General features: G+C 68.6%; 25 protein-coding genes. 12 read left to right on the top strand and 13 right to left on the bottom strand.

The features are described 5' to 3' along the window. Positions 1–5 precede the first annotated feature (5 nt). Both HDC31_RS07400 and nusA read right to left on the bottom strand, forming a co-directional pair. The gene (locus tag HDC31_RS07400; RefSeq protein ID WP_082108654.1) at positions 6–260 is read right to left on the bottom strand and encodes a YlxR family protein; all 255 of its coding nucleotides are present in this window, start codon (positions 258–260) and stop codon (positions 6–8) included. 61 nt (positions 261–321) lie between these two features. After that, positions 322–1,305 (bottom strand): transcription termination factor NusA, encoded by a 984-nt coding sequence (nusA, locus tag HDC31_RS07395; protein ID WP_046748267.1) that lies wholly within the window; start codon positions 1,303–1,305, stop codon positions 322–324. A gap of 131 nt (positions 1,306–1,436) precedes the next feature. On the opposite strand from nusA, the gene HDC31_RS07390 reads away from it, so the two are divergent. Next, entirely contained in the window at positions 1,437–2,792 is a 1,356-nt protein-coding gene (locus HDC31_RS07390; RefSeq protein WP_113681559.1) for an FAD-dependent oxidoreductase, read from the top strand. Here the strand turns inward: HDC31_RS07390 and HDC31_RS07385 are convergent. Continuing rightward, positions 2,761–3,801, bottom strand: a complete 1,041-nt coding sequence (locus HDC31_RS07385) for a TIGR00730 family Rossman fold protein (protein ID WP_046748266.1) — start codon at positions 3,799–3,801, stop codon at positions 2,761–2,763. The genes HDC31_RS07390 and HDC31_RS07385 overlap by 32 nt on opposite strands. Positions 3,802–3,854: 53 nt before the next feature. Beyond that, on the bottom strand, positions 3,855–5,015 hold the full coding sequence (locus HDC31_RS07380; protein WP_179515946.1) for a P1 family peptidase: 1,161 nt from the start codon (positions 5,013–5,015) through the stop codon (positions 3,855–3,857). Between the two features lie 151 nt (positions 5,016–5,166). Here HDC31_RS07380 and HDC31_RS07375 point away from each other — a divergent pair, with 151 nt between their 5' ends. The 3 genes from HDC31_RS07375 (at position 5,167) to HDC31_RS07365 (ending at position 7,846) form a co-directional block, all read left to right on the top strand. Further along, positions 5,167–6,621 (top strand): APC family permease, encoded by a 1,455-nt coding sequence (locus HDC31_RS07375; RefSeq protein ID WP_113681558.1) that lies wholly within the window; start codon positions 5,167–5,169, stop codon positions 6,619–6,621. Between the two features lie 21 nt (positions 6,622–6,642). Further along, entirely contained in the window at positions 6,643–7,242 is a 600-nt protein-coding gene (locus HDC31_RS07370) for a TetR family transcriptional regulator (protein ID WP_113681557.1), read from the top strand. Positions 7,243–7,342: 100 nt separating this feature from the next. Continuing rightward, positions 7,343–7,846 (top strand): pyridoxamine 5'-phosphate oxidase family protein, encoded by a 504-nt coding sequence (locus tag HDC31_RS07365; RefSeq protein WP_113681560.1) that lies wholly within the window; start codon positions 7,343–7,345, stop codon positions 7,844–7,846. A 29-nt stretch (positions 7,847–7,875) separates the two neighbouring features. Here HDC31_RS07365 and HDC31_RS07360 read toward each other — a convergent pair whose 3' ends face one another. Together HDC31_RS07360 and HDC31_RS07355 are read right to left on the bottom strand one after the other, a co-directional pair. Continuing rightward, entirely contained in the window at positions 7,876–9,636 is a 1,761-nt protein-coding gene (locus tag HDC31_RS07360; protein WP_113681556.1) for a proline--tRNA ligase, read from the bottom strand. Between the two features lie 42 nt (positions 9,637–9,678). Further along, positions 9,679–10,449 carry an isocitrate lyase/phosphoenolpyruvate mutase family protein gene (locus HDC31_RS07355; RefSeq protein ID WP_058631275.1) on the bottom strand — a complete coding sequence of 257 codons (771 nt, stop codon included), beginning with the start codon at positions 10,447–10,449 and terminating at the stop codon, positions 9,679–9,681. Positions 10,450–10,517: 68 nt separating this feature from the next. On the opposite strand from HDC31_RS07355, the gene HDC31_RS07350 reads away from it, so the two are divergent. Continuing rightward, entirely contained in the window at positions 10,518–11,933 is a 1,416-nt protein-coding gene (locus HDC31_RS07350) for an RNB domain-containing ribonuclease (protein ID WP_113681555.1), read from the top strand. A gap of 43 nt (positions 11,934–11,976) precedes the next feature. Next, positions 11,977–12,264 (top strand): hypothetical protein, encoded by a 288-nt coding sequence (locus HDC31_RS07345; protein WP_061016568.1) that lies wholly within the window; start codon positions 11,977–11,979, stop codon positions 12,262–12,264. 2 nt (positions 12,265–12,266) lie between these two features. On the opposite strand, the gene HDC31_RS07340 is transcribed toward HDC31_RS07345, so the two are convergent. The 3 genes from HDC31_RS07340 to ispG all read right to left on the bottom strand — a co-directional run bounded on the left by HDC31_RS07340 (position 12,267) and on the right by ispG (position 14,688). Next, the gene (locus tag HDC31_RS07340) at positions 12,267–13,133 is read right to left on the bottom strand and encodes a hypothetical protein (RefSeq protein ID WP_113681554.1); all 867 of its coding nucleotides are present in this window, start codon (positions 13,131–13,133) and stop codon (positions 12,267–12,269) included. A 74-nt stretch (positions 13,134–13,207) separates the two neighbouring features. Then, complete coding sequence (locus tag HDC31_RS07335; RefSeq protein WP_061016570.1) at positions 13,208–13,540, bottom strand: nuclear transport factor 2 family protein; 333 nt, start codon at positions 13,538–13,540, stop codon at positions 13,208–13,210. A 17-nt stretch (positions 13,541–13,557) separates the two neighbouring features. Continuing rightward, positions 13,558–14,688: a flavodoxin-dependent (E)-4-hydroxy-3-methylbut-2-enyl-diphosphate synthase gene (gene ispG, locus HDC31_RS07330; protein WP_045265366.1), complete on the bottom strand. Its 1,131-nt coding sequence runs from the start codon at positions 14,686–14,688 to the stop codon at positions 13,558–13,560. 81 nt (positions 14,689–14,769) lie between these two features. Between ispG and HDC31_RS07325 the strand changes: the two genes are divergently transcribed. Both HDC31_RS07325 and HDC31_RS07320 read left to right on the top strand, forming a co-directional pair. Beyond that, positions 14,770–15,312, top strand: a complete 543-nt coding sequence (locus HDC31_RS07325; RefSeq protein WP_307919363.1) for a pyroglutamyl-peptidase I — start codon at positions 14,770–14,772, stop codon at positions 15,310–15,312. Between the two features lie 260 nt (positions 15,313–15,572). After that, the gene (locus HDC31_RS07320; protein WP_113681553.1) at positions 15,573–17,456 is read left to right on the top strand and encodes a chorismate-binding protein; all 1,884 of its coding nucleotides are present in this window, start codon (positions 15,573–15,575) and stop codon (positions 17,454–17,456) included. 105 nt (positions 17,457–17,561) lie between these two features. Here the strand turns inward: HDC31_RS07320 and HDC31_RS07315 are convergent, their stop codons facing one another. Next, the gene (locus tag HDC31_RS07315) at positions 17,562–18,875 is read right to left on the bottom strand and encodes an RIP metalloprotease (RefSeq protein WP_113681552.1); all 1,314 of its coding nucleotides are present in this window, start codon (positions 18,873–18,875) and stop codon (positions 17,562–17,564) included. Positions 18,876–18,939: 64 nt separating this feature from the next. On the opposite strand from HDC31_RS07315, the gene HDC31_RS07310 reads away from it, so the two are divergent. From HDC31_RS07310 to HDC31_RS07300, 3 genes are all read left to right on the top strand, one after another. Next, entirely contained in the window at positions 18,940–19,524 is a 585-nt protein-coding gene (locus HDC31_RS07310) for a hypothetical protein (RefSeq protein ID WP_113681551.1), read from the top strand. 93 nt (positions 19,525–19,617) lie between these two features. Further along, positions 19,618–20,292 (top strand): YcnI family protein, encoded by a 675-nt coding sequence (locus HDC31_RS07305; protein WP_179515945.1) that lies wholly within the window; start codon positions 19,618–19,620, stop codon positions 20,290–20,292. Between the two features lie 92 nt (positions 20,293–20,384). Further along, positions 20,385–22,007 (top strand): Mur ligase family protein, encoded by a 1,623-nt coding sequence (locus tag HDC31_RS07300; RefSeq protein ID WP_179515944.1) that lies wholly within the window; start codon positions 20,385–20,387, stop codon positions 22,005–22,007. A 71-nt stretch (positions 22,008–22,078) separates the two neighbouring features. Here HDC31_RS07300 and dxr read toward each other — a convergent pair whose 3' ends face one another. Together dxr and HDC31_RS07290 are read right to left on the bottom strand one after the other, a co-directional pair. Continuing rightward, positions 22,079–23,161 (bottom strand): 1-deoxy-D-xylulose-5-phosphate reductoisomerase, encoded by a 1,083-nt coding sequence (gene dxr / locus HDC31_RS07295; RefSeq protein ID WP_113680852.1) that lies wholly within the window; start codon positions 23,159–23,161, stop codon positions 22,079–22,081. A gap of 37 nt (positions 23,162–23,198) precedes the next feature. Then, complete coding sequence (locus HDC31_RS07290) at positions 23,199–24,161, bottom strand: FKBP-type peptidyl-prolyl cis-trans isomerase (protein ID WP_113680851.1); 963 nt, start codon at positions 24,159–24,161, stop codon at positions 23,199–23,201. 123 nt (positions 24,162–24,284) lie between these two features. On the opposite strand from HDC31_RS07290, the gene HDC31_RS07285 reads away from it, so the two are divergent. Next, complete coding sequence (locus HDC31_RS07285) at positions 24,285–25,082, top strand: 1-acyl-sn-glycerol-3-phosphate acyltransferase (RefSeq protein ID WP_113680850.1); 798 nt, start codon at positions 24,285–24,287, stop codon at positions 25,080–25,082. Between the two features lie 29 nt (positions 25,083–25,111). On the opposite strand, the gene HDC31_RS07280 is transcribed toward HDC31_RS07285, so the two are convergent. Further along, positions 25,112–25,606, bottom strand: a complete 495-nt coding sequence (locus HDC31_RS07280) for an OsmC family protein (RefSeq protein ID WP_113680849.1) — start codon at positions 25,604–25,606, stop codon at positions 25,112–25,114. Positions 25,607–25,634 lie beyond the last annotated feature (28 nt).

Below are 25,634 nucleotides of genomic sequence, written 5' to 3'. Positions count from 1 at the left end.
GCTGTTCAGCCTTTGTTTCTTGGTGGGTGCTGTTCGAAGGTCCGTGTGTCCAGCTGAGTGTTCACACGCAGTGCTCGTCCGAAGGCTCGTCGCCGCAGAGCGGCCTCCATGCATTCGGGTGTCGGATGCACCCACGCGCCGCGCCCCGGCAGGACAGCACGCTCATCAGGGATGAGGGTGTCGTTCTGGGCAACCACCCGGAGAAGGGCGGAGCGGGGAGCACGCGTGCGACAACCGACGCACGTTCGTACGGGTTCCATCTTACACCTGCGTTTCACCCCGCCTCGCCCGTTCCCGGGCGCGGCGGAAGGCCGAAGCCGGTCAGTCGAGGACGCTGTCCGGCTGGATGTCGATCTTCGCCCCCGTGAGCTTGGCGGCCAGGCGGGCATTCTGGCCCTCCTTGCCGATCGCGAGCGACAGCTGGTAGTCGGGCACCAGCGCGCGGACCGCCTTGGTGCCGGCATCGAGCACGAAAGAGCTTGTGACCTTGGCGGGTGAAAGCGCGTGCGCCACGAAGGTCGGGAGATCCGCGTCGTAGTCGACGATGTCGATCTTCTCGCCGGCGAGCTCCTCGGTCACCGCGCGCACACGACGACCCAGCTCACCGATGCAGGCGCCCTTGGCATTGATCGAGGGGTCGTTCGCCTTCACCGCGATCTTCGTGCGGTGTCCGGCCTCCCGGGCCAGCGCCACGATCTCGACCAGACCGGCCGCGATCTCCGGCACCTCCAGGGCGAAGAGCTTGCGGACGAGCCCAGGGTGCGTACGCGAGACGGTGATCTGCGGCCCCTTGAGCCCCTTGGCCACACTCGTGACGTAGACGCGCAGGCGCGAGCCGTGCGTGTACTCCTCGCCGGGCACCTGCTCCTCAGGGGGAAGGATCGCCTCGACGGAACCGAGGTCGACGTGGATCATGCGGGGATTCGGGCCCTGCTGGATCACGCCGGCGACGATGTCGCCTTCCTTGTCCTTGAAGTCGCCGAGCACGACGTCGTCCGCGATGTCACGGAGACGCTGGCTGATGACCTGCTTGGCGGCGAAGGCGGCGATGCGGCCGAAGTCATCCGGCGTCGCGTCCTCTTCGCCGATGATCGCGCCCTCTTCGTCCTTGACGACCTGCAGGACGGCGACATGGCCGGTCTTGCGGTCGAGGTCGACGCGGACACCCTCGGGCGTGACGCCGTCGGCTGCGACGTGCTTGGAGTACGCGGTCAGGATCGCCTGCTCGATGATGGCGACGAGCTCATCGAAGGGAATCGCCTTCTCCTTCTCGATCCCTCGCAGCAGACTCAGTTCGATGTCCATGACGGCCTCTCTATTCAGCTCTCGTCGCGCCTGTTCGCACGCGCGACATCCGTACCACGATACCCTGTGCCCACCGGCTCCCGCACGGCGGCGGCGGTGGCGGAATCCCGGAGCCGCTCGAGGAGGAGCACGTGAGCACATTCGACACGGTCGTGATCGGCGCAGGCATGTCGGGGCTCACGAGCGCCCGGATGCTCGCCGACGCCGGTCAGCGCGTCGTGGTCCTCGAGGGCCGCGACCGCATCGGAGGCCGCATGCACACCGACCGCAGCGCCGGATTCCCGGTCGATCTCGGCGCCTCATGGATCCACGGCATCGGGAACTCCCCGCTGTGGGACCTCGTGCATGCGCTGCGCATCCCGGCGATCGAGTACACGGTGGGCAGCTTCCAGGTGGGAGGTCGCCCGATCGAGAACTACGACGGCGAGGGCCGCCGTCTGGACGAAGCCGCGACCGCGCAGTGGGTCAGCGACGTCGACCTGGCCGACCGCCTGCTCGTGGAAGAGATCGCCGCATCCTCCTCCGGCGACACGTACCTGGACGTCACGGAGCGCGCTCTGGACAGGTCGGGGCTCTCCCCTGATCGCATCGACGACATCCGCGAGTTCTTCCGCCATCGCGTCGAGGAGCAGTGCGGCGCCTGGATCGGCGATCTCGATGCCCATGGCCTCGATGAGGATGCGATCGAGGGCGACGAGGTCATCTTCCCCCGCGGTTACGACGAGCTCCCCCGCCGCATCGCAGACGGCCTCGATGTGCGCCTGGAGACGGTCGTGACCCGCGTGAGCCGTTCCGCAGCGGGCGTCGTCGTGCGCGCCGGTGATACCGAGTACCGCGCGGATCGCGTCATCGTCACCGTGCCGCTCGGGGTCCTCAAGGCGGGAACGATCTCGTTCGATCCCGAGCTCCCCGAAGCGGTCTCCGGCCCTATCTCCCGCCTCGGGATGGGCGTGTTCAACAAGGTGTTCGTCCAGTTCCCCGAGCGCTTCTGGGACGAGGAGACGTACGTGATCCGCGCACTCGGCGACGCCGGCGAGCACTGGCACTCCTGGTACGACGTGTCGGCAGTGAGCGGGATCCCCACGCTCCTCACCTTCGCCGCCGGCCCTTTCGGTCGTCGGATGCAGGACCTCGCGGATGCCGAGATCGTCGCCGACGCGGTCAGCGCTCTCCACGTCCTCTACGGAGACGCCGTCGGTGAACCGCTCGCGCACTGGGTCACGCGTTGGGGCGAGGACGAGTTCTCGAACGGCTCGTACTCCCACCTCGCCCTGGGATCGACGCACCACGATCACGATGCTCTGGCGGGCCCCGTCGACGGGGTGCTGCACTTCGCCGGCGAAGCCACCTGGGGCGATGAGCCGGCCACGGTCGGGGCGGCGTTCTACTCCGGCCACCGCGCTGCGGAGCGCATCCTCGATCGCCCGGTCGATCTCGCCGACTTCGCCGCCCGCATCACCGCGCGGGAGCAGACGGTAGGGCGTTGATCGCGCCGATCAGTCGGAACAGATTGCCCACCTGCCGCTGATCCAGGTGCAGGATCAGGCGCGGGAGGTCGAGGTTGTCGGCGTCGGCGACCTCCGGCTGACGCGGGCCCGTCCGCTCGATCCTCCCCGATGACAGCATCGAGCCGAACTCCTCGTTGAGCCGATCGATCTCCTCGTCCGTCGGCTCCGCCTTGAGCCGCAGCACCAGCGCATCGCCCACCCAGCGCAATGAGTCGTAGTTGTGCCAGAAGCCCGTGATCTCCGCCCTGGCCGCATCGACCGAATCCGTGATCACGACGCGATCGAAGTCGCCCTCCGAGATGACCCCGGTCGGGGCGAGATGGTCGTCGATGAAGCTGCGAAGCCCCTGCCAGAACGTGCCACCCGGCTCGTCGAGGAGAACGATCGGCGTCGGTTCCGCCTTGCCGGTCTGCTGCAGGGTGAGCAGCTCGAACATCTCGTCGAGGGTGCCGAACCCACCCGGCAGGCAGATGAACCCGAGCGATTCCTTGATGAGCATGAGCTTGCGGGTGAAGAAGTACTTCATCGCGACCACGTGGTCCTGGCCGGCCACGAAGCCGTTGGGCTTCTCCTCGAACGGGAGCCTGATCGAGACGCCCAGCGAGAGGGCAGGACCCGCTCCCTCGGAAGCCGCCTGCATGATGCCGGGCCCCGCCCCCGTGACGACCATCCACCCATCCCCCGCGAGGGCCGAGGCGACGTCGCGCGCCGTCAGATACAGCGGATCGTCCTGCCTGGTTCGCGCCGAGCCGAAGACCGTGACCTTGGGGACGCCGCGGAACGGAGCGAAGAGACGGAACGCATCCCGCATCTCGGCGAGCGCTGCCGAGGCGATCTTCAGATCGAGGCGGTCGGCGCCGTCCTCCCCCAGAAGGATCGCGGTGCGCAGCATCCGCATCACGAGCCTGCGGTCGGTGTGCACTCCCGCATCGTCGAGGACGGCGTTGATCTCGGCGCTGAGCGCTTCAGGGAGAGGTTCGTCGATCATGCCTCCAGGGTGTCATGCTCCGGGGCGACCGTGGCCTCCTGCCACGCCGTCGCTCAGACTCCGCGGGACTCGTCGACGGCCGCCCGGATCTCGTCGTGCGGGAGCGCGAGGCTCCTGTGCCCGTCGCGTCCTGTCATGTCCTGCGCTGCGACGAGTGCGTTCCACACGGCCTCGTCGACGGCCTGCACCGCTGCCGTCAGGAAGGGATCGATCCGCCCCCACGGGATCAGGCGCATGGTCTCGTAGACCTCGTCGCTCCCCTCCGGGAACTGCGACGTGAGCGCACCCTCGTTCGCGGTGGAGAACGCGAGGACGATGTCGCCCGAGAAGTGACTGCCCGCGGTGCCGCTGCGGCCGAGACCCAGGGCTCCCCGACGAGCCAGTGCCGCGCACTGACCGGGAAGGAAGGGGGCGTCAGTGGCGATGACCACGATCGCGGATCCGGCTCCTCCCGGGGCATGTTGGCGCCGCTCCCGAGCGAACCAGTCGTCGTCGCCCATCGGGTTCGGCGCCGACGATCGTGCGCCCAGGTCGATGCTGCCGAGCCGAAGCTCGTCGCGCGCACCGAAGTTCGCCTGGATGAGGACTCCGACGGTGTACTCGGCACCGCCGTACGCCACCGTTCTGGATGCCGTGCCGGTGCCTCCCTTGAAGCCGTAGCAGTTCATCCCCGTCCCTCCGCCGACGTTCCCCTCCGCCGGTGCGGCGGTGCTGGCCGCCTCCAGGGCCGACCACGCGTCCGCCGGCGTGACGTGACCGCCGTTGATGTCGTTGAGGTATCCGTCCCAGGTCTCCCCGACGACGGGCAGCATCCACTGGGCGGCGACGTGCGGGGCGATCTGCGCCACCCAGGAGTCGATACCGCTGTGCACGGCTCCGACCGCATGCGAGCTGGTGATCCCGATCGGCATGGACAGCGATCCGGACTCGTCGATCCATGCGCGGCCGGTGAGCTCGCCGTTCCCGTTGAAGGCGTGGACGGCCGCAGCACAGGGCACGCCCACTCCCTCGCGGCCCCGGGGCAGGACGGCGGTGACCCCGGTGCGGACGGCGTGCGCTCCCTCCCCCGCGACCATGGTGCGATATCCGACGGCCACACCGGGGACGTCGGTGATCGCGCCGTGGGTGCCGCTGCGTCCCGCGAACGGGACCCCCAGATCCCTTGCCCTGATACGCCTGCGTGACGACTCCGACGCCGATGAGGAAACCACCATGTACTCCACTCTGACCTGAACGTGTGTTCAGAGAGTATGTCATCCAACGCATGTTTTGCTTGACTTAACCCGGCTTTGCCTTTTGAATCACTGTTCAAGAGCTCGTACCGTCCGATACGCACCCTCCCGACAGCAGATTCCGGAGCCGCAGATGTCTCAGCCGAATCCCTCCGTCCCCACGACCACGACGCTCGCCCAGCGGCGCCTCGGAGTCTGGGCGATCGTCTTCTTCGTGGTCTCCGCCGCAGCTCCCCTCACGGTCGTCGCCAGCGCTGCAGCCACGGACTTCCGTCTCGCGGGCATCGGCGGCCCGGGCGCGATGCTCGCCAGCGGTGTCGTGCTGATGCTGTTCGCCTTCGGTTTCACCGCCATGTCGAGGCATGTGCGCAACACCGGCGCCTTCTACGTCTACGGCGCTCGAGGACTCGGCAAACCCGTCGGCATCGGCATCGTGTTCGTGACGATCTTCTCCTATACCGCCCTGTGCATCTGCTTCTACGGCTTCGTCGGGTTCTTCGGGGAGATGACGTTCTCCGCACTCTTCGGCATCGATCTGCCCTGGACCGTCTACGCGCTGCTGGCGCTCGTCATCGTCGGGGTGCTCGGCTACCGCAAGATCGATGTCGGTGCCAAGGTTCTGGGCGTCCTGCTCACGGCCGAGGTCGCCATCCTGCTCGTCCTCGCGATCGCCGTGCTCGCCTCGGGCGGCCCCGAGCCGATCTCGTTCGCCTCCTTCGCCCCCGAGAACGTCTTCTTCGCCGCCGGGAGCGGCGCGCTCTTCGTCTTCGGGTTCGGTGCCTACCTCGGCTTCGAGAGCACGGCGATCTACGCCGAGGAGGCGCGGGATCCGGCACGCACCGTGCCGATCGCGACATACATCTCGATCGCGTTCCTCGGCGTCTTCTACGCCTTCACGTTCTGGATCCTCACGGTCGCCTTCGGCATCGAGGGCGTGCTGCGCCTCGCCCTGCAGGACGACTTCCAGGACATGGTCTTCCACGCCGGCGACGCGTACCTGGGCGCCTGGGCGTCCGTGACGATGCGGGTGCTGATCGTCACGAGCTTCTTCGCCTGCCTCCTCGCGTTCCACAACGCCAGCTCCCGGTACCTCTTCTCGCTCGGACGGGAGCGTCTGCTGCCGTCGTGGCTCGCGCAGACCCAGCCGACGACGCAGGCACCTCACCACGCAAGCCTCGTGATCTCGATCGTGTCGCTCGTGGCCATCGCGGTGACGATCATCAGCGGAGCGGATCCCTTCCTCGGCTTCGCGCTCCCTGTGTACTCGATCGGCGTCGCCGGGTTGGTCTTCGCCCAGGCCGTGGCCGCCATCGCCGTGGTCGGCTTCTTCCTGAGAGGGCGGCGAGGCCACAGCATCTGGCGGGTACTGGTCGCACCGGCGCTCGGGGCGCTCGGTCTGATCGTCGGATTTGTCCTCATCGCGACCAACTTCGATCTCGTCACCGGCCTCCAGGGGCCCGTCAACCTCGCGCTCCTCGCCCCCACCCCCGCCCTGTTCGTGGCCGGCATCGTCGTCGGGATCATCCTGAAGCGACGTCGTCCCCGCCACTATGCTGAACTCACCACGCTCGTTCCCGACGACGAGTAGCGCCAGGCGCGAGGAGGATACGTGGCCGAGCAGCGCAAGCACGCCACCCGACGGGCGGAGCTCATCTCCGCGACCAGGCGCGTCGCCGGGCGCAGCGGTCTCCTCGGCACGAACGTGCGCGCGGTCGCCGCGGAGGCCTCGGTCAGCGCGGGGAGCGTGCTGTACTACTTCTCCACCTTCGACGAGCTGATGTATGCAACCGTCGAGGGTGTCCTGGAGGAGATGTACGAGAGACGACGCGCACTCGCCGAGAACGAGCCCGACCCGGCGAAGCGTCTGGTCGCTCTCGTCACGGCCGGGATCCCGGACGAGATCAGCGACCATCTGCGCATGGCGTACGAGAGCATCCCCCTGCTGCGGGAGCAGCCTCAGTACCGTCCCCTGCACCGCTCCATCGTCGAACGGCAGGTCGCCCTCTACAGATCGACGATCGAGATCGGCACGGCGCTCGGCACCTTCCGCCCCACCGCCGACCTCACCGTGATCGCACGGAACATCGTCGCTCTCGAGGACGCGTACGACCTCTACCCGCTGATCGGCGTCGAGCTGGGAGCGCAGACGTACCGGTCGAACATCCTCTCCTACGCCCGCACTGCCCTCGACTGCGACTTCGGCGGCTGAACCCCGCCGTCCACTCGTCTGCCTTCGGCGATGTCGAGCACGGCGGCTGCTCCCTGTCAATGCCCGTGTGCCCGCACGCTCCGCACGGCACGCTGACGCCATGACGGAGATCACAGGACCCGAAGCCCTCGCCCGCATCGCCGAACTCGTGGAGGACATCGACATCACGATGCTCACCACGACCGACGACGACGGCAACCTCGTGAGTCGGCCGATGTCGACCAGGCAGATGGACGACGCGGGCGACATCTGGTTCTTCACCGCTGAGAACACCGAGAAAGTCCACGAGGCTCGAAAGCACCACGACGTGGGCCTCGCCTACTGCGATGCCAAGGGCATGCGATACGTGTCGGTCGCCGGCACCGCAGAAGTGGTGCACGACCGCGCCAAGATGGAGGAGCTCTACTCCGCGTCGCTGGAGATCTGGTTCGCGGACGGCCTCGACACCCCGGGCATCGCCCTCCTCAAGGTCACGCCGAAGGTCACCGAGTTCTGGGAGCCGTCGAAAGGCAGGCTCGCGCTCGCGGCGGGTGCGCTGAAGTCGCTCGTGACCCGGGACACCCCGGACGACGACACCATGAACCACGGCCGCATCGTCTGCTGACGATGCGGCCGTGAAGGCTCACTGTGGGGTCAGTGCGCGGCGGAGAGTCGCGGCACGACCTCGTCGACGGAGACGGCCTCGCGCTCCCCGGTGGCGCGGTCCCACAGCTCGACCTGGCCCTCCGCGGCCCCGCGGCCGACGATGACGATCTTCGGCACACCGACGAGCTCGGCGTCTCCGAACTTCACTCCCGGCGAGACCTTCGGCCGGTCGTCGTAGAGCACGTCGAGCCCCGCGGCTTCGAGCTGAGCGGAGATCCCCTCCGCGACCTCGAACGCGACCTGGTCGCGGCCCGCGGCGACGACCTGCACGTCGAACGGCGCGACGGACGCCGGCCAGATGAGGCCCTTGTCGTCGTTGTTGAGCTCGGCGATGATCGCGAGGATACGGGTCACGCCGATGCCGTACGAGCCCATCGTGACGGTGACGAGCTTGCCGTTCTCGTTCAGCACCTTGAGGCCCAATGCCTCGGCGTACTTGCGTCCGAGCTGGAAGACGTGCCCGATCTCCATGCCGCGAGCGAGCTCGACCGGACCGGAGCCGTCGGGGGCGGGATCGCCTGCACGCACGTTCGCGATCTCCACGATGCCGTCGGCGGCGAAGTCGCGGCCGACCACCACGGAGTGCGCGTGCTTCTCGTCGATGTTCGCGCCGGTGATCCAGCTCGTGCCCTCGCTCACGCGCGGATCGACGAGGTAACGGATGCCGGTGGCCGACTCCTCGCCGAGCACTGCTCCCGTCGGCGACCACGGACCGATGTAGCCCTTCACGAGCAGCGGGTTGTTCTCGAAGTCGTCCGCGGTGGCCGTCTCGACCTCGGCGGGCGCGAAGGCCACCTCGGCGCGCTTCTCATCGACCTCGCGGTCACCGGGGATGCCGACGATGACCAGTTCGCGGGTGCCATCGAGGTGCGTGAGGGCGAGGACGACGTTCTTGAGCGTGTCCGCAGCGGTGTACTCGCCGTCGAGTTCGCGGTTGGCGTGAGCCACCAGCGTGTCGATGGTCGGCGTGTCCGGGGAGTCGAAGATGACCGGGGAAGCCTCGGCGTCGTAAGCGATGGCCTCTGGCACCGCCGTGGTGAAGGCCTCGACGTTCGCCGCGTACCCGCCCGCGCTCCGCACGAACGTGTCCTCCCCGACAGGCGTGGGGTGCAGGAACTCCTCGCTCCGGGAGCCGCCCATCGCGCCGGCGTCGGCCTGGACGATGACGTACTCGAGTCCGAGACGCTGGAAGATGCGCTCGTACGCGTCGCGCTGCGCCTGGTAGCTGACGTCCAGGCCCTCGTCTGACGAGTCGAACGAGTACGCGTCCTTCATCGTGAACTCGCGTCCGCGGAGCAGACCCGCCCGCGGGCGTGCCTCATCGCGGTACTTGTCCTGGATCTGGAAGATCGTGAGGGGCAGGTCCTTGTACGAGGAGTAGAGGTCCTTCACGAGTAGCGTGAACGCCTCCTCGTGCGTGGGCGCGAGCAGGTAGTCGCCGCCCTTGCGGTCCTGCAGGCGGAAGAGCAGGTCGCCGTACTCGTCCCAGCGCCCGGTGGCCTCGTAGGCCTCACGCGGCATGAGAGCGGGGAAATGCACCTCCTGCGCGCCGGCGGCTGCCATCTCCTCCCGGACGACGGTCTCGATCTTCGACTTGACGCGCAGCCCCAGTGGCAGCCACGCGAAGATGCCGGCGGCCTGCGGGCGGATGTATCCCGCCCGGATCAGCAGCCGATGGCTGGCGACCTCTGCGCCTGCAGGGTCTTCACGGAGCGTGCGGAGGAAGAAGTTCGAAAGACGAGTGACCACGGAGCAAGTCTAGTGAGCCGTGGTCACTCGTCTTCGACCGCGTCAGTTGAGAGCGGGAAGGTTCGCCGGGACGACGCCACCCGCGTAGAGGTCGGCCGCCAGCTCCTGCAGGGCCGTCAGAGCCACCCGCTGCGGAAGCGGGCCGTACGAGATGCGTGCGACGCCGAGCTTCTCGTACTCGGACGCGGCGAGGGCGCCGGGGATCCCGATGACGCTCACCTTGCGCTCGCCGATGCCCTCGACGAGCTGGCGGGTCACGTTCATGTCGAGGATGCCGGGGACGAAGACCGCCGTCGCGCCGGCATCGAGGTAGGCGCGACCACGCTGGATCGCATCGGCGATGCTCTCCTGCACGGGGCGACCGCCGGCGCGGACGAACGCATCGGTGCGGGCGTTGAGAGCGAAGGAGACGCCCTCCGACTGTGCGGCCTTCACGATCGCCTCCACCGCTGCGACGGACTCGTCGAGCGGCTTGAGGCGATCCTCGACGTTCGCACCGACGACGCCGACTCCGATCGCGAGGCGGGTGGTCTCTCCCGCATCCCCGTACCCGTCGTCGAGGTCTGCCGTGACGGGCACCTGGACGGCGGCCGCGATGCGACCCACCATGTCGATCATGATGTCGCGAGGCGTCGAGCCGTCCTCGTAGCCGAACGATGCGGCGATCCCGTGTCCGGCCGTCGCGATCGCCTTCGTCTCGGGAAGAGCGGCGACCGCTCGTGCGGAGACGACGTCCCACACGTTGACGACACGGAGGATCTCCGGTGCGTCGTAGAGTCCGACGAGGGTCTGGGCTTTGGCTGCAGTGATCATGACTCCACGCTAACGCGGGATGGCTTCGGCAGGGCCGGTTCGCCCGCACCCGCGCCTAGTCTGGAACCATGCCTCAGCGCCGATCGCACGTCGCCCCGTCCGCCGCGCAGACCGAATTGGCATCGGCGCTCGCTGCTCTGCGCGAGTCGATGGATGCGCCCCTCGACTTCCCCGACGACGTCATCGCCGAGGCGGAGGCCGCGACCGCCGTGGTCCCGGAGCTCGATCTTCGCGAGATCCCCTTCGCCACGCTCGATCCGGAGGGCTCCCGAGACCTCGACCAGGCCTTCCACCTCGAGCGCGCCGGAACGGGGTACACCGTCCGGTATGCGATCGCCGACGTCCCGGGGTTCATCGTCCCCGGTGGAGCCGTGGACGTCGAGGCGCGCCGGCGAGGACAGACCCTGTACGCCGCCGACGGCACGATCCCGCTCCACCCGCGCGTGTTGAGCGAGGATCGCGCCTCGCTGCTCCCCGACGCCGACCGTCCGGCGCTCGTCTGGACCTTCGAGCTCGACTCCGCGGGCATCGTCTCGGACTTCCGTCTGCAACGCGCCCTGATCCGCTCCCGCGCGCAGCTCGACTACGGGACCACCCAGGATGCGCTCGACCGCGGAGCGGACGGGCCCGCCGCGCTGCTGCCCGAGATCGGTGCTCTGCGGCTCGAGCAGGAGCGACTGCGCGGCGGGGCGAGCCTGAACCTGCCGGACGAGGAGGTGGTGCGCGGAGACGACGGCACCTACGCGATCGAACGTCGACGCCCGCTTCCCGTCGAGGAATGGAACGCCCAGCTCTCGCTCATGACGGGGATGGCCGCTGCCACGCTGATGCTCGACGCCGGAGTGGGCATCCTGCGGACGATGCCGGAACCGGATGGAGCGGCCTTCGACACGTTCCGACACCAGACCGAAGCTCTCGGCCGCCTGTGGACCTCCGGCGCATACGGGGACTATCTCCGGGCCCTGGACCGTACCGACCCGTTGACCCTCCCGGTGCTGGAAGCCGCGTCGTCGCTGTTCCGTGGCGCCGGGTATCTGGTGTTCGACGGCCAGGCGCCGGACGATGCCGTGCAGGCGGCGATCGGCGCCCCTTACGCGCACGCGACCGCTCCCCTGCGCCGCCTGGTCGATCGCTGGGTCCTCGCGATCTGCCTCGCGGTGTCGAACGGCGAGGCAGTACCCGGGTGGGTCCGTTCCTCGCTCGCACAGCTTCCCGCGCTGATGCAGGAGTCGGGACAACGGGCGTCGCGGCTGAACACGGCGACGATCAACAGCGTGGAAGCCGCGCTCCTCACGCCTCTGATCGGCTCGACGGTCGATGCCACCGTGATCGAGCTGCGCGGAGAGCGCGCTGCCGTCCAACTCACCGAGCCGGTGGTCACGGCGACCGCGCCGATTCCCTCAGAGGCACGACCGGGCGACGTCGTCCGGCTTCGCATCATCAGTGCCGATATCGGCACGGGAGAGGTCGAGTTCGCTCTCTGAGCACCCCGGCGACGAGGCCGCGGAGTCTCGCTTTCGTCGTTACATGATCACCGACCTGCTCGACGACCTGCGCGACGCGACAGACGCACTCGAGCGACAGATCGTGGCGGGTCTGCTCTTCGAGCGGATCGCAGAGCTGATGCTCCTGGATGCCGGTCGGTGGACTGCCACCGGCAAATGGCTGCCCCGACGGCTGCGTGATCTGAGCGACAGTCGCGCCGAGAGGTTGAGCGCTCCGCTGCTCGCCGGTGATCTCACTGCCTTCGCCGATCGTGTCGAAGACGAACTGAGGCGAGCGGGCGGTCGCGTGCAGGCGGGGTTCGTCCGCTGACGTCAGCGCGCGGAAGCCGCCACGGTCGTCATGACCAGCAGCTGAGGATCGCTCAGGTCCAGGCTCACGACGATGGAGGCGAACTCCGAGAGCGACTCCGCGTGCGTGCCCCCGCAGAGGATCACGGCCTCTCCTTCCGGGAGATCGCAGTGCCAGCGCCGCCGATCGACGATCGTGGGCCCTTCCGTCACGATGCTGCTCACAGCACCTGAGGCGACCCATGCCGCGAGCTGCTCATTGATCCGTCGCTCGCGCTCGGACAGGGTCGTGGCGAAGGTCTCGGTATCGAAGCCGGCCCGGCGCAGGCTCTTCCCGAGCCGGTACTCGTCGACAGCGCCATCTTCGTGGATGCGGCTGGACTGGTTGGCGCGACCCTCGAAGTCGGGGTTGCCGAGAGCGTCCTCCCCCGGTTCCTTGCGCCAGAGATCGGCGAGGGCCAGATCGAGCGCCAGCGAGGCGACATGGCATGCGGTGTGCCCGCGGCTGAGTCCGGCACGACGAGCGGCGTCGACGGTCAGGTCGGCTCGAGCGCCCTCCGTGAAGGATGCCGGGGCGGCCCCCTCGATCAGGTGTCCGACGAGCCAGGTCCAGCCCTCAGCACCGCGCTTGACGGGGATCGCGCTTCCCACTGCGAACTCCCCCTCGTCCGAGATCGCGGCCATGACGGCTTCGACCACTCGGACGGTGTCGTCGCCGACGGCGATACTCCCTGTGTCACCCGGCTGGTCGGGCCAGGTGTGGTCGACCGGGTGGAAGGGCGTCTCGTCGACCACGACGATCGTGCCCTCGGGCGTCTGCTCCACGCGGGCGATGACCCCGTCTCCGGTCACGGTCCCTGTCGGGAAGGTCACGATGGTGGGCGTCGACATGGTTCTCCTCGGATACGACGTCGGGGTCTCGAGATGGCGGCGAGTTCGACGCCCGCGGACCTCGGTCAGATCGGTCAGTGGGACGGCGGAATGGTGAAGCTGGCGAGCTTGTCGCCGTCGACCACGAAGATGCCGTCGGATTCGCCGTTGAAGACCCGACTCGCCCAGCCGAAGCGGATGCGCGTGGTGTCTCCCTCGGTCGTGGCCGTGAGCACGGTCATACGCGCGCCGGCACCGATCGCATCGCTGCCCGCCCATGCGCGGACCCCGTCGGAACCGGCCTTGACCGTGCCCCAGTCGCTGACGAACCCGTCGGCCGTGAAAACGGCGACGAACGCATCCGTGTCCGCGGCGTTGATCGCGTCGATCATCGCCCTGACGGGAACAGGGAGGGTGGAATCCGACATCTCGTGCTCCTCGCCGCTCAGACCGTGACGACCTGGGCGGTGCCGAGCGGCGCCTCTGGGCCCATCTCGGCGGCGATCCGGTTGGCCTCTTCGATGAGAGTGGCGACGATGTCCGCCTCCGGCACGGTCTTGATGACCTCGCCCTTCACGAAGATCTGGCCCTTGCCGTTGCCCGAAGCCACGCCGAGATCGGCCTCGCGAGCCTCACCTGGACCGTTGACGACGCAGCCCATCACCGCGACCCGCAGGGGAACGGTCATGTCCTTGAGGCCTTCGGTGACGTTCTCGGCGAGCGTGTACACGTCGACCTGTGCGCGACCGCACGAGGGGCATGAGACGATCTCGAGCTTGCGCTCGCGGAGGTTGAGCGACTGCAGGATCTGGTGGCCGACCTTGACCTCTTCCGCCGGCGGTGCGGAGAGAGATACCCGGATCGTGTCGCCGATCCCCTCGCCGAGGAGGATGCCGAAGGCGGTGGCGCTCTTGATCGTTCCCTGGAAGGCGGGTCCGGCCTCGGTCACTCCGAGGTGCAGCGGCCAGTCGCCCCGCTCCGCCAGCTGACGGTACGCCTTCACCATCACGATGGGGTCGTTGTGCTTGACCGAGATCTTGAAGTCGTGGAAGTCGTGCTCCTCGAACAGCGATGCCTCCCAGACGGCACTCTCCACGAGTGCCTCAGCGGTGGCCTTGCCGTACTTCGCCAGGATCCTGCGGTCCAGCGAGCCGGCGTTAACACCGATTCGCAGGGAGACACCGGCGGCCTTGGCGGCCTCCGCGATCTTCCCGACATTGCCGTCGAACTCGCGGATGTTGCCGGGGTTCACTCGCACCGCACCGCACCCGGCATCGATGGCCGTGTAGATGTAGCGCGGCTGGAAGTGGATGTCAGCGATCACCGGGATCTGGCTCTTCATCGCGATGATCTTCAGCGCATCGGCGTCATCCTGGTGCGGTACCGCGACACGCACGATCTCGCAACCCGACGCGGTGAGCTCGGCGATCTGCTGGAGCGTCCCGTTGATGTCCGTCGTCTTCGTGGTGGTCATCGACTGCACGCTGACGGGAGCGTCGCCGCCCACGAGAACCTTGCCCACCTTGATCTGCCGTGACTTACGGCGCGGGGCGAGGACTTCGGGGATCTTCGGCATTCCGAGGTTCACTGCTGGCACCCCTCAAGACTACGCCGCCAGGATGCATGTGGGCTGGACGGACGCACCTACCCTGGAGCCATGGCAGTCATCCTCCTCACCGGCTTCGAACCGTTCGACGGCGCCGAGCGCAATCCGTCGGCGGATGCGGTGAACGCGGTCGCGGTCGACTACGAGGGACCGCACGAGCTCGTCATCGCGACTCTTCCTGTCGCATTCGAGTCATCCGCCCAGCGGCTTCGCGCCCTCATCGCCCGACACGCACCGGACGTCGTCATCTGCACCGGGCTCGCCGGCGGAAGCGCCCACGTCGCGGTGGAGCGCATCGGCGTGAATCTGATGGACGCGCGCATCCCCGACAACGACGGCGCCCAGCCGATCGACGTTCCCAGCGAGGCGGGCGGTCCCGAAGCGCGGTTCTCGACACTTCCCGTCAAGCATCTGGTGCAGGTCATCGACGCGGCGGGCATCCCTGCCCGGTCCTCGCTGTCCGCCGGCAGCTACGTCTGCAATCACGTGTTGTACACCGTGCTGGGGGCGGTGCGCCCCGACGCCGTCGCCGGGTTCGTGCATCTTATCTTCCCTGGTCGACGGAGACCGCGCCGTCCGGCTCTCCTCATCTGAGCGAGGAGCAGCTGGCTCGCGCCGTGCGCCTGGTCGTCGATCACGCCCTCGATGCCGAGACGAAGGAGCCGGGCGGCAGCATCTGGTGACGTCATGCCGCGCGGGTCATCGCGGCCGATGTGGTAGTTTCGGCCCCATGCTCGCGAACTTCACCTGGTGGCCCGCCTTCTAGGCGGTGTGTTCGCGTTCCCACGAATTCAGACCGCCCCCGGGGCGGTCTTTTCGTTGCGCCGAGCCGGAGCACAGCACAGGAGATACTCATGACCCTCTCGCGACTCGCCGAGCTCCGCGCCGATCCGACCGCGTCCTTCGTCCTCATCGCCCGCGATGGAGCCGACACCGTCGAGCTGCTCAGCGGCGACGTGCGGGATGTCGACCTGCTCGCCGACATCCCCCTCGCCGTCGACGGCACGCCTCGTGAGGTGTTCGCGATGGTCCCCTACCGCCAGGTTCGCGAGCGCGGCTTCGTCGCCCAGGACGACGCCGCACCGCTGCGGTGCGTGGTCGTCGACGAGCACCTGCACCTTCCGACCGCCGAGCTCCTCTCCGCGCTGCCGAGTGAGCCGGTCGCCTTGCACGACGAGGGCTTCGACATCGCCGACGCAGAGTATGCGGCGATCGTCGAGAACGTCATCGCGGACGAGATCGGCCGCGGAGAGGGCGCGAACTTCGTCATCCGCAGGGACTTCACCGCGAATGTCGACGTCGATGACCGGACGGCGGCCCTGACCTGGTTCCGTGCGCTGCTCACACACGAGCGCGGTGCGTACTGGACCTTCGCGGTCTTCACCCCCGGTCACATCGCCGTCGGCGCCAGTCCCGAAGCGCATGTGGTCGCCCAGGGCGGCATCGTCACCATGAACCCGATCTCCGGAACCTTCCGTCACCCGGCGGGTGGGGCGACGAAGGAGACGCTGGTCGACTTCCTCGCCTCCACGAAGGAGACCGAGGAGCTGTTCATGGTCGTGGACGAGGAGCTCAAGATGATGAGCGCCGTCTGCTCCGACGGAGGACGGATCACCGGTCCGCACCTCAAGGAGATGTCGCGGCTCACGCACACGGAGTACATGCTCCGCGGACGCAGCACGCTCGACCCCCGCGACATCCTGCGCGAGACCATGTTCGCTCCCACGGTCACCGGCTCGCCCATGCAGAACGCCTGCGCTGTGATCCGTCGTCACGAGCAGAAGCCGCGAGGCTACTACTCGGGTGTCGCGGCGCTGTTCTCCCCGAACGCGGACGGCGGCCATGACCTGGACGCCCCCATCCTCATCCGCACCGTGTATCTCCAGGACGGCGCGCTCAGCGTGCCTGTCGGAGCCACGCTGGTCCGACACTCGGACCCCATGGGCGAGGTGTCCGAGACGCACGGCAAGGCCGCGGGTGTGCTCGGTGCCATCGGGGCGATCGACCGCGATCATGTGGCCGAGGCTCGCAGCGATGCGGACGCTCCCGGTGACGCGCACGCCCTCGCCGACGACCCGACCGTTGCCGAGCTGTTGGAATCACGAAACGCGCGCCTGGCCGAGTTCTGGCTCAACCCGCAGGGCGAGGAATTCACCGGTCCGTTCGCCGGACGCTCCGCCGTCGTCGTCGACGCGGAGGACCGCTTCACCACCATGCTCGCGCACCAGCTCCGTCATCTCGGACTCGCCGTGAAGATCGTGCCCTGGAATGACGCACAGGATGCCGACCTGGATGCCGCCGACCTGGTCGTCGCGGGCCCCGGCCCCGGTGACCCGCGGGATGCGCAGAGCGCCCGCATCGCCAGGATGCGCGACGTCGTCACCCGTCGCCTCGACTCCGGCATGCCGCTGCTCGCCGTGTGCTTGAGCCACCAGATCCTCGCCGACCGCCTCGGCATCGCCCTGACTCCTCTCGACGCACCGCACCAGGGGCTGCAGAAGTCGGTCCCGGTGTTCGGCGAAGACGCATCGATCGGCTTCTACAACACCTTCACCGCGCGTGTCGCCCCGGGCACGAGCGCGGTCGGCGACGCCGAAGTGTCCGCAGACGCGGATTCGGGCGATGTCTACGCGCTCCGAGGAGACCGTTTCGCCTCCGTGCAGGGGCATCTCGAGTCGATCCTCTCGCGAGACGGCATCCGGACGCTCGAACGCCTCGTGACCCACGCCCTCGCCTGAGGCTGACGGTCGCGGGCTGTCCGCTGCCAGCGTGTCGGCACTGTCGGCATGTCCGCCGCGGCAAGGCCGAGGTCCAACGCGCCGGGAAGAGACACCCCGAAGGAATCAGCCGAGCAGGTTCACCGGGTTGAAGAGGTCGGCGACCAGGAGCAGGGCACCCATCGCGATCAGGGCCACGGCGACCACCACGGTGAGCGGTACGAGCTTGGTCGCGTCGACGGGTGCCGGCGGGGGCCGACGGAAGAGCTTGGCCCATGCGCGCTTGATCCCGTCCCACAGCGCGACCACGATGTGGCCGCCGTCGAGCGGGAGCAGCGGGATCAGGTTGAACACGAACAGCGCGATGTTCAGCGAGCCCAGCAGCCCGAGCAGGAACGCGAAGCGGTTGAGGATCGGCGCATCGGTCGCGGCGACCTCGCCGGCGAGGCGACCGACGCCGACCACGCTCAGCGGGCCGTTCGGATCGCGTTCACCGCCGGTCACGAGGGACACGCCGACATCCCAGAGACGCACAGGGAGCGTGACGATCATCGATGCGACGCGCGCCGTGCTGTCCGCAGCCATCTCCGGCCCCGCGGTCAACGGCTGCTGCACGTATCCCATCTGCGCGCCCATGCCGACGTAGCCGACCTCCTTGACCACGGGCTTGCCTGCGTCGTCCAGGATCGGCTGGCCACTCGCATCCGTGATCGTGCGTTCCGCGGCGATCGGCGTGAGATTCAGCGACTTCTCGGCTCCGTCGCGCCGCACGACCATGTCGATCGTCTCACCCGGGGACGCCTGCACGATCGCGGTGGCCTCGGCGAAGGTCGACACCGGCTTCCCGTCGACCGACACGATCACGTCGCCCGGTCTGATGCCGGCTTCCGCTGCCGGAGACGCGGGATCATCCGGCGTGCACTCGGTCGCTGTGGAACCCGCCGGGACCACGCACTCGGTGACTGAAGCGATCGTGGTCGTCCCCTGCTGCACACCGATGCCGGACAGCAGCACGGTGAAGATCACCGTCGCGAGCACGAGATTCATGGCGGGCCCGCCGAGCATGACGACGACGCGCTTCCACACCGGCAGCCGGTAGAAGACGCGGTCTTCGGCGCCTTCTGCGATGGTCTCGTCGTTGGCACTGCGAGCATCTTGGATCAAAGAGCGGAAGACGCCCGACGCCGGACCGGAGTTCTTCGATGCCGGATACATGCCCGACATCGAGATGAAGCCCCCCAGAGGCAGCAGCTTGAAACCGTACTCGGTCTCGCCGATGCGCTTGGACCACAGCCGCGGCCCGAAGCCGATCATGTACTGGCCGACGCGCACGCCGAAGAGCTTCGCGGGGACGAGGTGCCCGACCTCATGCAGGCCGATCGACAGCCCGAGGCCGATCAGCATGAAGAGGATGCCGGCCAGATAGAGCAGGAATTCCACGTGCCAACGTTAGTGCCCCCAGCTAGGAATCCGCCCGGCGCTGCGGCACGACTAGGCTGTCAGCGTGAATGCCCGGCAGCTGCGACTCGTGCGTGCTGCCGCCGTCTCCTCCGTGGCGACACTGCTCGCGGCGCTGTCCCACACGCTCGGGGGCGGTGCGGCTCCGCATGTGCTGCTGATCGTCGCGGTCACGAGCCTGATCACCCCGCTCGCGGCTCTCCTGGTCGGAGTCCGACAGTCACGCGCCAGGGTGGCCCTCGCCGTGTTCCTCGGGCAAGCCGCCTTCCACGTCGTGTTCCAGGTGCTGGGCTCGCCCACCGTGGCGGCGCCGATCGCCGGCGGTGGACACGCCCATCACCTCGACCTCTCCCTCCTCGCATCGCCGTCCCCTGCTGCGGCCCCCGGCGCGCTCATGCTCTCGGCGCACCTCGTCGCGGCTGTGTTGACCACGCTGCTGGTGTGGCACGGCGAGGCGATCGTCCGGGTGGTCGTGCGCTGGGTCGATGCCCTCCTCCGACGTGCGTCCGCAGTGGTGCCCGCGCTACACCGCCGTCCGGCGCGTCTGCGCTCGATGGTCTTCTCGCCGTTCGACGCCGCGGTCTCGTCCGCTCTGCCGCGACGCGGACCCCCTGCTCTCCTGCGCGACTGATCCGTCGCACTCGAACACGCCACCCGGACACGCGTGGCATCCCTTTCGCGGAGACGCGCCATCGGCGTGCCCGCACATCGATCAGGAGATCTCATGACCCGCAACACCCGTACCCACCGTCTGCGCCTCGCCACCACCGGCCTCGTCGGCGGCCTTGCCCTTGCCGTCACCGCACCCCTCATGGCCGGAGCGCACGTCGGGGTCAGCCCCGACGAGCTCGCCGCCGGGGACCACGGCGTCCTCACGTTCTCGTTCTCGCACGGCTGTGAGAACTCGCCGACGACCGCGCTGCGCATCACGATGCCAGAGGGTCTCGCGTCCGTCTCACCGACCATGGACTCCGACTGGGACATCCAGGTCGAACGGGGCGACGACGGTCTCGTCAGCGCTGTCACCTACACCGCGGTCGCGCCCGTTCCCACGGATCTCCGCGGCGCAGTGAGCATGGGCGTCGGACTGGATGAGGACACACCGGAAACTCTGGCGTTCCCCGTCGTGCAGACGTGCGTCGAGGGTGCCACCGAGTGGACGCAGCTCGCCGAGAACGGCGAAGATCCGCACAGCCTCGATGCGCCGGCGCCGGTCGTCTCGGTGACCGCTGCCGCAGCGGACGGACACGGTGAGCACGCCGGATCCGATGCCGCGGCGGAGGCCTCGAGCCCGGCCACGGCGTCCGACCCCCTGGGCGTGGCGCTCGGAGCCGGAGGGCTGCTTGCCGGCTTCGCCGGACTGGTCGTCGCGATCGTCGCCTACCGCCGTCGCGCCTGACCGTGGGAGCGGCCTCTCGTGCTCCGGGGTCCGGCGCGCGAGAGGCCGCTCGCGAGGGGTTCTCACCCCGGTCATGAGATCATTGATGCGCCATGTCGATTGAACAACAACCGAGCCTGCCTCCCGTGCTCCGCCCCGCGAACCCGCCCCGGCGTGAGCTGTCCGAACTCGCCTCCCGCTTCGCCCGCACCGTCCGCGGCGATGTCGACGGCGTGGCCCTCACCGGCATCACCCTCGCCACCGCGGATCTGCGCCCCGGCGAGGCGTTCGTCGCGATCCAGGGCGTCAACCGGCACGGCGCGGACTTCGCCGCGACCGCCGCCGAGAAGGGCGCCGTCGCCGTCATCACCGACGAGGCCGGAGCGGTCATCGCGGAGTCCGCCGGCCTCCCGATCCTCGTGGTCGACGATCCTCGCGCCGTCCTCGGCGACCTCAGCGCCTGGGTCTACGGCACCGGCGCGGACGATCCGCTTCCTCTGCTGTTCGCGACGACCGGGACCAACGGGAAGACCAGCGTCTCCCACCTGCTCGAGGGCATCCTCGACCAGATCGGCGTCGTCACCGGACTCTCCTCCACTGCGGAGCGCCACATCGCCGGCGAGGTCATCGTGTCGCGCCTGACCACCCCCGAGGCCTCCGAGATGCATGCACTGCTCGCTCTCATGCGGGAGCGAGCAGTCGAGGCCGTCGCCGTCGAGGTCAGCGCGCAGGCTCTCTCCCGTCACCGCGTCGACGGCATCCTGTTCGATGTCGCCGGATTCACCAACCTCAGCCACGACCATCTCGACGACTACGCGGACATGGAGGAGTACTTCGAGGCGAAGCTGCCGCTCTTCCGTCCCGACCGCGCCAAGCGGGGCGTCATCTGCCTCGACTCGCCGTCGGGAGCGATCGTCGTCGAACGTTCCGAGATCCCCATCGTCACGGTGGGCACTCCGTCGATCGCCGCCGACCCCGAGGCTGCCCGCGCCGCGGGCTGGGTCGTCGTCATCGACGACGAGCGTGCGGCCGGAACCACGTTCACGATGACCGGTCCGGCCGGCTCGCTCACGACGACCGTCCCGGTGATCGGTCCGCACATGGCCGCCAATGCGGCTCTGGCGATCGTGATGCTCCTCGAGGGCGGCTATGCCTGGGATCGCATCACCGAGGCCCTGACCCGCGACGGCGGCATCCGCGCCTATCTGCCAGGACGCACGCAACTGGTCTCCGGCGACACGGGCCCCGCGGTCTTCGTCGACTTCGGCCACTCCCCCGACGCGTTCGAGAAGACACTCGCCGCCGTCCGCCGCGTGACTCCCGGCAAGGTGCTGATGCTGTTCGGTGCCGATGGCGACCGGGACGCGAGCAAGCGGTTCGACATGGCGCGCACAGCCGTGGAGGGCAGCGACATCCTCGTCGTCACCGACCACCACCCCCGCTTCGAGGACCCCGCATCCATCCGGGCCACTCTCATCGACGGTGCACGCCGCGCGCGACCGGACGCTGAGATCCATGAGGCCTCACCGCCGGAGGACGCCATCGTCACCGCCGTCGGCCTGGTCGGCGACGGCGACGCCATACTCTGGGCGGGACCGGGACATCAGGACTACCGCGACATCCGCGGTGTCCGCACTCCCTACTCCGCACGCGAGCTCGCCCGTCGTGCGCTCCGCGCGGCCGGGTGGCCCGTTCCCGACTCCCGCTGGCCCGTCCCCTACCCCGACGAAGACTGATCGAGATCACCGGGGCGCACCCGCGCTCCGGTACCGGCGTGCAGGACGATGCGACGAGGATGCCCCGGCGGTCAGGCCGCAGCGATCATCCGGTCCGCCGTCGCGCGCGCCCAGGCCTCCGCCTCGGCGAGCGTCTCGACGGTGAGCACATCGGGCGCGTCATGCGCGTCGACGACGCGGGCGATGGTGTCGACGATCCCGAGGAACGAGAGCCGGCCCTCGTGGAAGGCGTCGACAGCCTGTTCGTTCGCCGCGTTGTAGACCGCGGGGAACGTGCCGCCGGCGCGTCCGACCGACTTCGCGAGAGCGACGGACGGGAAGGCCTCGCCGTCGAGCGGTTCGAACGTCCATGAGGTCGCAGCGGACCAGTCAAGCGGTCGCCCTACGCCTCCGACGCGGTGCGGCCAGTCCAGACCGAGCGAGATGGGCAGACGCATGTCGGGCGGTGAGGCCTGTGCGATGGTGGACCCGTCGATGAACTCCACCATCGAGTGCACGATCGACTGCGGGTGGACCACGACCTCGATGTCGTCGTAGGCGATGTCGAAGAGCAGATGCGCCTCGATCACCTCGAGCCCCTTGTTCACCAGGGTCGCGGAGTTCGTCGTGACCATGCGTCCCATGTCCCATGTCGGATGCGCGAGCGCCTCCGACGGAGTCACCTGGGTCAGCTCGCCACGGCTGCGTCCTCGGAACGGGCCGCCGGACGCGGTGACGACGAGACGGCGCACTTCGGCATGAGTGCCCGCGAGCAGAGCCTGCGCGAGGGCCGAGTGCTCGGAGTCCACCGGGACGATCTGTCCGGGGGCAGCGGCGGCGAGCACCAGGTCGCCACCGACGATGAGGGATTCCTTGTTCGCGAGGGCGAGAGTGCGGCCCGCCTTCAAGGCGGCGAGCGTCGGCCCGAGTCCGATCGAGCCCGTGATGGCGTTGAGCACAACATCGGCTTCGACGTCACGGACGAGCTGCTCCGCCTCGACAGCACCGAGAGCGGTGGATTCGACCTGGAACTGCGCGGCCTGCTCCTCCAGCAACTCGGCGTTGGAACCAGCGGCGAGACCGACCAGCTCGAAGCGACGAGGATTGGCACGGATCACATCCAGTGCCTGGGTGCCGATGGAGCCGGTGGAGCCGAGGACGATGACGCGACGCATACCGCCAGCCTAGGTCACGCCCGCGGCTCCGCAGCGGCTACTGCTGAGCCTGAACCGGTGTCGTCGCGAGGATGTCGACGACGAACACGAGGCTCTCCTTCTGCAGTTCGTGTCCCTCGCTCGCGCCGTACCCGTCGGAGGGCGGCATGACGACGACGACCTGCGAGCCGACCTTCTGGCCCTCGAGGGCCTTCTGGAAGCCCGCGACGACGCCCGTGGTCTGGAACTGCGTCGGAGCGGCATCGCGGCTCCAGCTGGAGTCGAACTCCTTGCCGTCGGACCACTTCACGCCCAGGTACTGCACGACGACGAGGTCGCCCGTGCCCACGGTCGCGCCATCGCCCTGCTTGAGGACGGCGACCTTCGTCTCGGTCGGCGCGTCGCCGTCCGGGATCGTGACGGTCGGAACGCCCTTGTCGTCGAGCTTCACCGTCGGCATGCCGGGCGTCGGGTCGACCGGGGTGCCCGTGGCCACCTCCGGCAGCTTCTCGACCGCCTCCGCATAGACGACCTTGTTCGTGCCGCCGTCACCGAAGACCTTGCCGGGCAGCGCGAGCACCACCTGTGTGCCGAGCGGCTGGCACTCGAGCGCGGCGATGAAGAGCGACGCGCTGTTCTGGTCGAGGAGGACGGAGGCCTCGCCGCCTTCGTTCCGGGCGGAGGAGTCGACCACCTCGCCGGTCGCGGCATCCACGATCTGGAACTTCACGCCTACGAGATCGTTCGCGAGCACCTCATCGCCATCACCCTTGGCCACGATGGTCCGTTCCACGTCAGCGAAGGCGGCATCGGCGGGGACGGTGATCTTCGCGTCGAGACCTTCGCCATCGACCGTCACCGCATCCGACGTCTCTCCGGGCTGCGCGTTCAGCAGACACCCGCTCGACGCGGACGGCGAAGGGGTGCCCGAGCTCTCGGGCGCACCGCCACCGGCACAGCCGGCCAGCAGGAGGGTCGCCGCAGCGACAGTGGACAGGACGAGGAGCGGACGCTTGCGCACAGTGAGACCTCAGGATCGCGGGCGGGAACCTCCATCCTGCCTCATACCCCTTTGCCCGCGCTGGGAGGCGCGGCGCAAGTCTTCATTCCCACGCCGGCATGGATCCGGGAGTAATCTGCTCTGATGACCTCTGAGCAGTCCGTCGAGCCCGAAGCCTCGTCAGAAGAGGAATCCTCACCCGAGACGACTGCGAAGCCCCGTCACGCCGGGTTCGCCTACACCCTGGGGCGGAGCCTCATCACCCCGCTCGCTCGTCTGGTCTATCGGCCGCGGATCGAGGGGCGAGAGAACGTGCCGCTCGAAGGCCCCGTGATCTTCGCGAGCAACCACCTCTCGTTCATCGACTCGATAGCGATCCCGGTGGCCGCGCCCCGCCCCGTGCACTTCCTGGCGAAGTCGGCGTACTTCGAGGGCACCGGCTTCAAGGGCTGGATGAGCAAGACCTTCTTCGAGTCGATCGGCGCGATCCCCGTGCGCCGGGGAGCGGGAAAGGCCGCGCTCGATGCCCTCGACCTCCAGCGCCAGCTCCTCGATGAGGGCCTGGCCGTCGCCCTGTACCCCGAGGGCACCCGCTCCACCGACGGTCGTCTGTACAAGGGCCGCACCGGAGTCGCGTTCCTCGCGCTGCAGACGGGCGCTCCGGTGGTCCCGGTCGGACTCATCGGCACCGACAAGGTGATGCCGGTCGGAGCGAAGATGCCGACCCTCAAGGAGCGCATCACGGTGCGCTTCGGCGAGCCGCTCGACCTCTCGCCGCACGGCCCGGCCACCAGCGGGCGCGCTCGGCGCCTCGCGACCGACCAGATCATGGCCGCGATCCACGGCCTCTCCGGCCAGGAGCTCGCGGGTGCGTACAACGAGGCTCCCGCGCAGGGAACCATCGAGAAGATCAAGCAGGCTCTTCCGCACGAGCGTCGCTGACCGTCCCGTCGTCGCGATCGCGGCGCGGCTCAGGAGAGAGCGCTGACCCTCGCCTCGTGACGCACGGGGAAGTTCATCGAGTTCGCGATGAAACACCATTCGTTCGCCTGGGTGTGGGCGCGTTCCGCAGCCTCGATCATCGACTCCTCGGCGACGACGACCTCAGGATGCAGCATCACCTCGACGAACGATCCTCCGCCCGCTCCGTCCTCGCGCATCATTCCTGTCGCCCGGTCGCGATAGGACACCACCACGACGCCGGCCGTGACACACGCGTGGAGGTAAGACAGCAGGTGACACTCGGAGAGCGACGCGAGCAGCAGGTCCTCCGGATTCCAGCGTGACGCGTCGCCGCGGAAGGGCTTGTCCGCGGAGGCGAGGAGATCGGGCTTGCCCTCGATCTCGATCGTCACATCGCGTCGGTAGTCGCGGTATCCCGTTGTCCCGGCACCGGTGTTGCCGGTCCAGGTCGATGTGAGCGCATAGCGGTGTTCGCCGAGAGTGCGAGGACTGGTCTCTGCCATGCGACCAGTCTGTCAGGCTCGTCCGACG

The organism is Microbacterium sp. JAI119 (assembly GCF_013410135.1).
GTDB classification, from domain to species: Bacteria; Actinomycetota; Actinomycetes; order Actinomycetales; family Microbacteriaceae; genus Microbacterium; species Microbacterium oxydans.
The sequence above is the reverse complement of the archived record's forward strand: the minus strand, read 5'-3'. Positions and strand labels throughout refer to the sequence as shown.